1 protein-coding gene is annotated in these 382 nt (G+C 67.8%); it reads right to left on the bottom strand.

Annotation, left to right across the window (positions count from 1 at the left end):
* Window positions 1–139 (bottom strand): SDR family NAD(P)-dependent oxidoreductase (locus tag ACFWF3_RS29995; protein WP_379316998.1); only part of this gene is annotated, 139 nt, incomplete at its 3' end.
* Window positions 140–382: the final 243 nt, after the last annotated feature.

The following is a 382-nucleotide window of genomic DNA, read 5'->3' as shown; positions in this document are numbered from 1 at the left end:
TGATCCTCGGATCCTTACGCCGCCCGAGCAGCGCGACGTTCATACCGTCAGCCGCCAGCCGTCGCGCGGTGGCGGCCCCGATACCGCTGGATGCTCCGGTGACGACAGCGACTCGGCCTTCGATGTTGTTGTGTGTCATGGCCACAACGTTCGTCTCGGTCCTCGCCGCGTGCCAGGTCGCAAACTTCCTGGTAGTGCGAGGGCCACCCAGCCGCCGCGAGGTCGGCATACCCTCGAAAACATGGATACCGACAACCGTCTCGGTGCGTTCCTGCGGGCCCGGCGCCAGCAGGTGGCCCCCGAAGAGTTCGGGATGGCCGGTGGCGGTCAGCGCCGCGTGACCGGACTCCGGCGCGAGGAAGTGGCCATGTTGGCCGGGATG

The organism is Nocardia sp. NPDC060220, from assembly GCF_042727815.1.
Taxonomy (GTDB): Bacteria; Actinomycetota; Actinomycetes; order Mycobacteriales; family Mycobacteriaceae; genus Nocardia.
The sequence above is the reverse complement of the archived record's forward strand: the minus strand, read 5'-3'. Positions and strand labels throughout refer to the sequence as shown.